A 1060-nucleotide genomic window follows, 5' to 3' on the forward strand; every position below is an offset into this window, starting at 1 on the left:
CCAATCTGATACCCCAACTCCCGCATCATCGACATCAAGGCGCGGCTGCCTGCCGAGTCCCGGCTCTCTTTAAACAACCGGCGCAACTCGCTGCGTTGCTGTATCCGCTCACGGTTAATCGTCCGCTTGCGAGCCAGATAGTCGTAAAAACAGGATGTTGGAACATCGAAAGCGCAGCAGACCAGGGTAATGGGGGCTTGCTCTCTTAATTGGTCTATCAGCGCGTACGTGTGAACTCGTCCGTCATCAAGAGAGCCGTAGCCTTTTTTAGAATGTCCTTTTCGCGCTCGAGCCGATGGATGCGGGCTTCCAGCTCCTGGATTTTCTGCTGCTCCGGGGTCAGCGCTTTGCTGATAGGCGTGGTGCCGGTTCGTTCGGATTGCAGTTGCTGAACCCAGCGGCGAAGTATGGTTTCACCGACATCCAGTGAACGGCTGGCTTCGGGGACAGAATATCCCTGGTCGAGCACCAGGGATGCGGCTTCGAGTTTGAATTCGGCAGTAAATGAGCGACGTAATCTTGTCATTGAACACCTCAGGTCATGGTGGCGACTCTACCACCTAAAATGGTGTCCGGGATGATTAGACCACTACAAGGCGTTGAGGATGCAGAGTCGGGAGAACCTGACGCGTATGAGCGTCATCCTGGCCTTTATCGCGGTACGGTTGCTGCAGTTGCGATTTATCAAAGAGGAGCCTGCCGCGCAGGGAGAAAGCTGCAGAGGGCTGTTTGGCACAAAGAGCTGGAAGCTGCTGTGGTTGAAGATGGAGAAGAGGGCCCTGCCAAATGAAGCCCCCGATATGGCGTGGGCGTACAAGAGCCTGGCGATACTGGGGGGCTGGAAGGACACCAAGCGCACGGGGCGAGCCTCTATAGCGGTGTTATGGGAGGGCTGGTTTAGGTTACAGACCCTCCTTGAAGGCTATGAACTGGCCCTGTCTCTTGAGCATCAACAGTTGTGATCAAGAGACAGCCCTTGGTCTGCCTATCAGACAGCCTCGAGTGTTGCTGTCACTTGGGGCTGGGGACGTTGTAACCTTATGGCTGATTTGGGAAACAT

The 1060-nt window shown here is 55.2% G+C and carries 2 pseudogenes; one reads left to right on the forward strand and one right to left on the reverse strand.

Features of this window, described 5'->3' with window-relative positions:
* Positions 1-526, reverse strand: a pseudogene (locus tag BN1115_RS22030) (transposase); the annotation flags it as partial.
* Positions 527-599: 73 nt separating this feature from the next.
* On the opposite strand from BN1115_RS22030, the pseudogene BN1115_RS20520 reads away from it, so the two are divergent.
* Positions 600-962, forward strand: a pseudogene (locus tag BN1115_RS20520) (IS4 family transposase); the annotation flags it as partial.
* Positions 963-1060 lie beyond the last annotated feature (98 nt).

The organism is Aeromonas allosaccharophila (assembly GCF_000819685.1).
In the GTDB taxonomy this organism is placed as follows: Bacteria; Pseudomonadota; Gammaproteobacteria; order Enterobacterales; family Aeromonadaceae; genus Aeromonas; species Aeromonas allosaccharophila.